Source organism: Candidatus Methylomirabilota bacterium, from assembly GCA_027293415.1.
GTDB lineage: Bacteria > Methylomirabilota > Methylomirabilia > Methylomirabilales > CSP1-5 > CSP1-5.
Map to the genome: position 1 here is coordinate 1 of JAPUFX010000026.1, position 8,163 is coordinate 8,163.

General features: G+C 55.7%; 9 protein-coding genes. 4 read left to right on the forward strand and 5 right to left on the reverse strand.

Translation table 11 applies throughout. The features are described from left to right. The 4 genes from O6929_01910 to O6929_01925 form a co-directional block, all read right to left on the reverse strand. On the reverse strand, positions 1–404 hold a 404-nt coding region (locus O6929_01910), incomplete at its 3' end, for a molecular chaperone TorD family protein (GenBank protein MCZ6479151.1). Then, positions 392–2,509, reverse strand: a complete 2,118-nt coding sequence (locus tag O6929_01915; protein ID MCZ6479152.1) for a 4Fe-4S dicluster domain-containing protein — start codon at positions 2,507–2,509, stop codon at positions 392–394. The genes O6929_01910 and O6929_01915, both read right to left, overlap by 13 nt. Positions 2,510–2,620: 111 nt before the next feature. After that, positions 2,621–3,010 carry a type II toxin-antitoxin system VapC family toxin gene (locus O6929_01920; GenBank protein ID MCZ6479153.1) on the reverse strand — a complete coding sequence of 130 codons (390 nt, stop codon included), beginning with the start codon at positions 3,008–3,010 and terminating at the stop codon, positions 2,621–2,623. Further along, on the reverse strand, positions 3,007–3,255 hold the full coding sequence (locus tag O6929_01925; GenBank protein ID MCZ6479154.1) for a hypothetical protein: 249 nt from the start codon (positions 3,253–3,255) through the stop codon (positions 3,007–3,009). Before O6929_01925 ends, O6929_01920 begins: the two co-directional genes overlap by 4 nt. A 624-nt stretch (positions 3,256–3,879) precedes the next feature. Between O6929_01925 and O6929_01930 the strand changes: the two genes are divergently transcribed. Further along, positions 3,880–4,101: a hypothetical protein gene (locus O6929_01930; GenBank protein ID MCZ6479155.1), complete on the forward strand. Its 222-nt coding sequence runs from the start codon at positions 3,880–3,882 to the stop codon at positions 4,099–4,101. Next, positions 4,098–4,790, forward strand: a complete 693-nt coding sequence (locus O6929_01935) for a hypothetical protein (protein ID MCZ6479156.1) — start codon at positions 4,098–4,100, stop codon at positions 4,788–4,790. The genes O6929_01930 and O6929_01935 overlap by 4 nt, the downstream gene beginning before the upstream one ends. Before the next feature lie 349 nt (positions 4,791–5,139). On the opposite strand, the gene O6929_01940 is transcribed toward O6929_01935, so the two are convergent. Beyond that, positions 5,140–5,325, reverse strand: a complete 186-nt coding sequence (locus O6929_01940; GenBank protein ID MCZ6479157.1) for a hypothetical protein — start codon at positions 5,323–5,325, stop codon at positions 5,140–5,142. Positions 5,326–5,391: 66 nt separating this feature from the next. Between O6929_01940 and O6929_01945 the strand changes: the two genes are divergently transcribed. Beyond that, positions 5,392–5,805, forward strand: a complete 414-nt coding sequence (locus O6929_01945) for a hypothetical protein (protein MCZ6479158.1) — start codon at positions 5,392–5,394, stop codon at positions 5,803–5,805. Positions 5,806–6,220: 415 nt separating this feature from the next. Next, positions 6,221–7,255, forward strand: a complete 1,035-nt coding sequence (locus tag O6929_01950; GenBank protein MCZ6479159.1) for a hypothetical protein — start codon at positions 6,221–6,223, stop codon at positions 7,253–7,255. Positions 7,256–8,163 lie beyond the last annotated feature (908 nt).

An 8,163-nucleotide genomic window follows, 5' to 3' on the forward strand; every position in this document is an offset into this window, starting at 1 on the left:
TCTGGCTCCGACCATTCCTCTCGCTTCTCGAGCCCGACCCGCCGCATGAAGTTCCGGATCTGGACGAGGGGGGGACCGAATAGCTTGCCCGTGAGATACAAAGATTCGCAGGGGGTGATCTTTGGGATGCCCGGACCTACAAGAAGGGGGGTGAACTCGTCGGTGACTTTCGCCGCAAGATCCTTGGGATTCTCGTGCTCCTTCTTGAGGAATTGGCCCACTTCCCGCCACCCTTCTCCCAGCACGGGATGCAAGGCGGCTGCCGCCTCGACGCGAGCCTCCAGGTTTTGCCCGAGCGCTGTCAGCAGCTCCGCCGTCGGCTCTCGCAGGAAAAGGACAGAGAAAAGCTCATAGTACTCACGGCGGAACTGGCAGAGTTCCCGATCGCCGATCACGGCTCCCATCCCTTCTCCATTTCCATCATTGCCTTGACGGCCCGGCAGTCCGGGCACATGAGCAGCAGATCCGCCCGGCCCTCGAGAAAGGCATCAAGCATCCCCACCTTGACCTGAATGGCAGCGAGCGCTCTCTTGTTGATGTATTCTTTCCCGCACTGGAGGCAGCCCACCATCTCGTCCTGGACCATCACCTGATAGGTAAAGGCCGCTTTTTCCAGGATCAGGTCCCGATGCAGGGTGATGACATTTTCCGGGCATGCCTTCTCACACATGCCACAGGCGACGCAGCTCATGTAGCGAAACTCCAGGGTGTGCTTCTCGTCATCCAGCTTAAAGGCATGGACCGGGCAGATATTGACGCAGGACCGGCACATGGTGCATCCCTCGGCCCGCACATCGGCCCAGGCGAAGGGGAAGGGGGTATTCTCCTTGACACGACCCGGATTCCTCCCGGTGCCCTCAAGGAAGGTGGCGATCGCGTCGGCGATGATTTCGCGGTTCTCCACCTTGTCGGGAAACTGTCCGTCCCACTTAATCGGAAACGGCGAGGTCTGGGTGGCGAAACGCCCGAGAGCGGAGAGGGCCTCGTGGGCCGCTTCCTCGGTGGTAAAGAGGCGGATCCGCTCCCCCCCGAATCCGAAGCTCTCGAGGACGATTTTGGCGAAGTCCAGCTTCTCGAGGAGAAGCTGCCGCTCTCCGTGAGGGCACTGCTCGCAGCCCAGGAGAGCCACCCCCGCTGCCCCCAGGCGGAACGCCGCGAGCATGTTGGCCTCGGAAACATAGCGGAGGCACGGAACCTCGATCGGTAACAGATTGGCCGGGAGTTTGACCTCCAAAGCCCGGGCGTTTTGCAGCGCAGCCCGCCCGGTATTGCTGCAGTGAAAGGCGAGGACCGGCCGTTCCTCCTCTCCGCCGTTCACGGGGGCGAGGAGCGCCCGCATCTTCGTATAGATGAAGCGAGGCGAGGGCTCGGCAAAATGGAGGGCCGAAGTGGGACACGCAGAGATGCAGGCACCACACCCCTCGCAACTGACCGGGTCCACTGTGACCCGAGAGGGCGAAGCTCCAGGGTCTCGTTGGATGGCATCGTAAGGGCAGGACGGGATGCAGATGCCACACCCCTTGAAGTCGGCGTACCCACCGGCGCACGTGCCGATGTTGTACTTCACGAATTCCGGTTTCATGAAGTCACCGATCAGGGCCATGGCATCGAAAGCGATCCGGTCGATGTCTTCGGGTCGGACCGTGGGAACGTGATGAATGCCCGGACGCCGGTAGCGAGGTGGTAGCTGCTGGCTCCCCAGGAAGATCACCTGATCCGCCTCGACCATCTGCTGGTCCTTGCGGGGGATCTTGATCGCCTGGACTTCTCCACACTCGGTAAGGCAATCCCCGCACCGGTCGCACTTCGAATCGATGAGGCGGAGGCCTGCCGTGATGGCCTGGGTGTGGCAGACGGGGACGCAGCGCATGCAGGAAACGCAGCGATCCAGATCTATGGCCTGGGTCCGTTCCACGACGATCTTAAACTCGCCCAGTTGCCCCTGGATCTCGGTTACCCGTCCACGATTCACCTCGCACGGGAGCGGCGAGGGGAGAAAGCTATCGAAGGCCTCGGAGGTCTCCTCGATGAGGAGCGTCACCTTGGCATGGTTGGCGAGTCGTCGGGCGAGCGAAAAGGCGAGGGGGGTCTCGGCCACGATGGAAATCAGGTCCCCCGCCCTGACCGGCCTCTCCGGCATCTGTTGGCGCGCCTCGGCAGTCTCTATGCTCGCCCGGAGGAGCCGGGCTGCCTTCCGATTAGCTGCCTCCCGGTCCTCGTGGACCCAAAAGCACTCCTCTTTCAGATTGAGGAACTGGATCTGCTCCGCCTGGAATCCGATGGTCGAAAGCTCGTGGAGGAAAAATTCCCGCTCGCCACAACACCCGATGAGGAGGCGGTCATACTTTTCCTTCTGCGCGTGATACTTGAGCGGATGAATGTCGTCCCGCCGAAGCCGGGAGTACAGCTTTGGCTTGGCCGGAAGGTTCAGGGACCGCGTGATGGCCCCGATGTCAATGGGGAGAGATTTGTTACAGTCGCAGACAAAGATGCCGACCTTCTTGGCCATGGGGTCGCTCCGCTGAGATCCGTGGGAGGAGGGTCGGAGGGTCACAGGTTATTGGTTTTACGGTAGGCGGTCGGTGGACACTCTGTCAAGGAAAATTAACCTTTTTCCTTCCTAATCCGGAAACCGGATGAGGCCCTGCCCCAACGTGAGCATGGGGAAGTGGCCCACGTTCCGGGTCACCAAGATGAATCCCTCCATAACCGCCGTCGCCCCGATTAACGCGTCTTCTAAGTGCAAAGCTAATCCTCTTTGCCGGAACCGATAGATGTATCGTCCGCCAAGATCAGCAATGGAGGCGTGAACCGGGATGGTCTCAAAGCGATCGAGGAGATGCTTCGTCACTCTCTCCTCGTGCGGGTGGCAGCCTGCGAAAACTTCCGACCGGGTCACCGCCGAGATGGTCGGGACCGTTGCTTCCACTAATCGCTCCAGATGCTCCCAGTAGGGACTTGCCCCCCGAAGGAGGCCGATGACGAAATTCGTGTCCAGCAGAGTGCTCACCCGGTCACCCGGCTCTTGGCCGGCCGATAGCGACTAAAGTCCTCGGGAGATAAAAGATCAGGATGGTCCTTTTCTCTCCAGGCAGTCCTGCGTCGGAGCTTCTTCAAGGCCCCGGCCATAGCTCTGCGGTCGAGCTCCCGCCTGACGGCCTCCGCCACCAAAAGGCTGCGCTTTCCGGCGGGGACCTTTTCCAGCCTCCGCAGGACCTCCGCGGGCAGGGTGAAAGTTGCCTTTTCCGTACCCATAGTGTTCCTCCAAAGTAGGGGTATCGGTATAAGTATACCAATACGGATAAGTTCGTCAACCGAATTGCCTTAACGCTGACCTCAACCGAATATGGGCTTACAGACTGAAACCGACCAGGGCCAAAAAGAGACTATTCTGAGGCGGGTTGAAGGCTCGAAGGGTATTGTGTGTACAGTAGGCGGTCGGTGGAGACTCTGTCAAATGAAACTAGTTAAGCGTTGACCCTGAAGAAGTTGACCGAGGCATTCACCCTTCCATAGCTCCGTGGGCGCGATCCGCTGCCCTTCTCGCCTGGCGAATTGGGTGGCTCCGGTGATCACGAAAAGTCGGTCCGGGCCGTATCACGACAACTTCCGTCAACCAGCGACTTAACCCCAATCTCCAATCTTTATTCTACATGCCAGAATAGGGGCGCGGTGGTGCGAAAGGTTGCTGGTGGCTCAACCTTAGACCTTCCCCGGGTGCGCCGCTATGACGAAGACAAGGCCCGAGCCGGGAGAGGGAAGCTGCCACCTCCCACCTTCCGCAGTGATCCGACCGTCGGTCGCGAGGGGAGACGGAGCCTTGATAGTCCTTTTTTTTGGCCCCTTTTTGCGTTATAAACGAACTGTGGAGAGGAGGGCATGCGCTGCGAGCACTGCGGGACCCAGTTCAAGCCTCGGCATCCCAGGGGCCGTTACTGCTCAGATCATTGCCGGACGGTCGCCTGGCAGAAGCGGCGGAACAGGGAACTCATGGCGGCCCTAGATGAGGCGGAACGGGCATTGCATAAAGTTCGGCTTATCATATGGGGAGAGGCCGAAGGTAAGAAGCTGAAAACCCATAAAGGGAGCGTTGCCCAATGATGGACAAGATTGGCATCAAAGTGTTAAAGGTGGAACTTTCTCATCACGCACAATTCGCTTTGCCAAGCATAAGGCTTTTGACCGCAGAAAGCGGGTTGTACGACAGATTGTTGAGGCGGATGTTGCCGTTTGGTGCCGGTCTTGCGGACCTACGCGTAGAAACTGCCGTCCAAAATATTGCTGATGCCGCTGTCAGCTGCTGGCTCTTTCAGTTCACAACCCTTGTTAGGGTTCGGGCCGAACGCTTTGAGATTAACTACACTAAGATACCTGAACAAGACGTGCAGGATCGCCTAATCGTGCAGGTGTTTGAAGCCGTTAAGGAATCGGACCCTGGCATTGAGATTCTTTCGCATACCATCACACTAAATCTCCACGGAAAGCTGGATGAGGGAATCCCCTCCGCCGATTTTTTGAGTCAGTACGTCAAGGCAGCACCTACTGGACTCGGACCTACTTCCGGTAGCGGATTTATTTACTATTTCCCCGGACACGAAAAACGTCAAGCCTCTTCGCTCATAATGGAGCCGTCCAGGCTATACCCTGGGGGCCTATTTGTGCAGGGAGTCACCATCTTTGACGCTAAGCAAATTCCTCTTCAAGACGTCATGACGGCGGCGTGGGATTACTATCGCGCAGCAGGTGAACACTTCGGCCTTGAAGAAGGTAAGGTCAACCATGGCGCTTGAGCACCACACTTTCGCGGAGCAGACGGCTACGCTATTTAGGCCACTTGGGAAGCCCTCTCCTCCCACCTCGATTGGGTCGTTTGGAGCCCAAGAACTGAAGCCAGAGGTGACTCCTCATGCAGAGCCCATTACTACCTCAACCGGAATTCAGTCCCTTAGCAGGTTTCTTCAAGCAGGCGCAATCTTTGTTCCCACTCCCCAACCCTTCTTCCTGCCTTTCCCTGTGGAGAAGACCTTGGGAAGGGAAGAGTCACTTTTTGGGACCCGTAGAGATTTTCGAGGCGATCTCAGGGATGTCCGACCGCTTGAGGCGATCACCACTTTCGCCGGTGATTTCATCAGGCGGCATTTACTGTCGTCGGCCGTTGAACATGTCATCGCTATCGTTCGAGATACGTACCGTCACGTGGAGCAGGTGACCATTGATGTAAAGGAGGACCCGGAAGTCGAGGGTTATCGTTGGCTTGCGGTAACCATTCGCATCCGAGGCGATGTTGAGGAAATACTCGACGCGGAGCGACGGACTCGGAGGCACCTTCGCACAATGCTATCGAGGGAAGATTATAGGAAGTTCGTACTATCTTATGAGGTAGCAGGGTAGATGGACCCACGCGACTTCCTGAAAGTTGCCAACAAATTACATGCTTCCCAGGAGGAAGGTGACCGTCGTACTTCCGTAAGTCGTGCTTATTATGCCCTCTTCTTGAGCGCTAGGGACCTTTTGGAGGCCGAGTCCCTCCCCATTACTCGCTCACCACAGGTCCATCAGGATGTTCCGGACTATCTTAGAGATTCAGGGGATCAGACGATTGAGGATGTCGGTGATGCGATAGTCGATTTGCGACACGAGAGGAACGTAGCAGATTACGATATGCACATCCTGAAGTTCGACCAACGCCTCTGTGCACTCCTTGTTGCAAAAGTACGGGCGCACTTACAAGTCCTCGACGGGTTAAACTCCTCCGCAAGAAGGACGATCATTGCAGCCATTAAGGCCCAACGTGGCCTCCCCTAGATCGTGCGGTTTTTCCCGATAAAGAAAAATTTTATTCCCGCAAAGCCCCTCGGATGGCGGCTTTCCTGGCTGCCATGCGGCGTTCATAGATTCATGATCCGCAGGACAACGGCGAGTGACCGGACAGTAGCAGAAGGTTGCAAGGGCTGACCTGGCCCCATGCTGGCGGCCACTTACTCAAACGCCAATGGCAGGGAGCCAAAGGGTCAGCCCTGACAAAAGATCCGCGGTGAGGCCTGTGCCTACCTTGGACTCAGCCCCTCCACCGAGAGAGCCGAGACCATCTCAACAGACGTCACCGCGGACCCTTAATTATACCCTTTCAGAAGGAGGTGACCATGGCCGAGAAACTGGATCATCCACGCCAAGTCGTCACTTTCGAGGAACTGCCTATGCTCCATAATGGGGAAAAGCCATGCTAATGGTGGTATTCGGAGCGGGGGCATCTTATGATTCAGCTCCGTTTTACCCTCCACACTCCCAATCACGCCTTCCAGCCCGGGATGAGCAGAGGCGTCCACCCCTCGCGAAGGAATTGTTTGAAAATAGAGACGTCTTTGCGACCGCCGTGTCCAACCTTCCAAGGTGTAAAGCAATTAATATCCGTCTGCGGGGCCTTCCCGAGGACACCTCAATAGAGCAGGAACTCCAAAAGATACAAGCTGAGGCAGAAGGCGACCCCGAGCGACACCGGCAACTGGCGGCTGTACGCTTCTATCTTCAGTACATAATCTTTCAATGTCAACGTGGCTGGAAAAACAGAGCCGTAAAAGATGGATCGAACTACGATGCCCTGTTAGATCAACTTCGGCATTGGAGCAAGGGACGAGAGAAAATCTGTCTGGTTACTTTTAACTACGACACCATGCTCGAAGAGGCTCTCCCTGCGGTTGATATAAGGATAGAGGGCCTCCGCGACTACATAGCAAGGGATAATTATAAGATCATAAAGTTGCACGGTTCGGTGAGTTGGGCGCGTCAGGTAAACGCCGTCATCCACAGCCTTGATAACCGCGATGAATGGGATGTCGCCTCTGAATTAATCGATCGTGCGACCGAGATCGACATTACCGACACGTATTTGTTTGATAAAGACTGTCCTATTGCAAGATCCAAAGGAGTTCCTGTTTTCCCTGCAGTGGCGATCCCACTTGAGACTAAAAGTTATGAGTGCCCACCCGATCACATAGAGACCTTGGAGGAATGCATTCCACAAGTCACAAGGGTACTGGTCATTGGATGGCGGGCGACCGAATACCATTTTCTCCAGCTTCTTGCCCAAAAACACCGGCCCCCGTTGCGTGTAATGATTGTGTCGGGAGGTTATGACTCGGCGCAGGAGGTCAGTGCTAGGTTTGAACAAGCTGGCATCACGGGAAAATTCTCTCTCGCCAATGCGGGATTCACCAATTTCATTTTAAGAGGTCAAGCAAATGAGTTTCTACAGTGATGAGGCAGAAATGAAGGCGGTAATACGGGAGATGAAATGGATCAAAACATATACCATACATTAGTCCTTGTGGTAGGTGGAATACTGGGCAGCCTTATAACTTTAGCAGGGGTAAGGGTCAGGTCTTGACTTTGCATTTTGGAAACAGGCCCCTCAACTGAGACGAACGGCCAGTGTCTATGCCCTATGGTCCTAGTGTCCCTCCAACTAAATCTCCCTAACTAACTCCTCCTAAGCACTCCAGGGTTCCGCCAGCCCGGATTATTCACATAGAAGTGAATAATCTGCCCTCCGGGCTTCGACTCCGCCCCGCGTGTGCGGGACGTCGCTCAGGGCTAGCCTTGAGTCCCGCCGCAGCGGCGGGACGCATTATTCACGAAGACACCCCGTTCGTGAATAATGCGGGCCAGGGGCACTGAGGGAAAATCTGGGGACATCATACTTATTTTTTCTCATGCCTCCTTGGCGACGCAAGCCCAAAGTCAAGAATTAAGTATGGTGTCCCCGGAATTGCCCTTTTGCAATACCAACAAACGGTTAATAGCTATGGTCTATCTCATTGCATGCATACGCTTGAAAACGGGCGAAACGGAGAAGTGCAGATTTGCCATTGGAGGGATAATCGCTGGCACAGTGGGATAACCCTAAACAAAGTGATGATCAAAGTCGTGCTCTGGCTTGAGGCCTATGAGCAACACTTTTCATCAGGCAATACAATTAGCACGTTTTTAACAATGATGGATTAGCTATTAGGAGGTGTAGGCATGGCATCGCAAAAAGAAATGATTAAAGAGGCGATGCAAGCAATAGCCCAACGCAAGCCGGGTCGGAGCAAACTGGTTTACGACAAAGCCAGCAAAACCATCGTAGCCGTCTCCAATACTGGGTATGTGCCAACAGGCTTAAAT

Excerpts from the sequence above, each read along its gene's own strand:
- O6929_01950 (MCZ6479159.1), top strand. The coding sequence starts at position 6,221 with ATGCTAATGGTGGTATTCGGAGCGGGGGCATCTTATGATTCAGCTCCG.
- O6929_01915 (MCZ6479152.1), bottom strand. The coding sequence starts at position 2,509 with ATGGCCAAGAAGGTCGGCATCTTTGTCTGCGACTGTAACAAATCTCTC.
- O6929_01930 (MCZ6479155.1), top strand. The coding sequence starts at position 3,880 with ATGCGCTGCGAGCACTGCGGGACCCAGTTCAAGCCTCGGCATCCCAGG.
- O6929_01935 (MCZ6479156.1), top strand. The coding sequence starts at position 4,098 with ATGATGGACAAGATTGGCATCAAAGTGTTAAAGGTGGAACTTTCTCAT.
- O6929_01925 (MCZ6479154.1), bottom strand. The coding sequence starts at position 3,255 with ATGGGTACGGAAAAGGCAACTTTCACCCTGCCCGCGGAGGTCCTGCGG.
- O6929_01945 (MCZ6479158.1), top strand. The coding sequence starts at position 5,392 with ATGGACCCACGCGACTTCCTGAAAGTTGCCAACAAATTACATGCTTCC.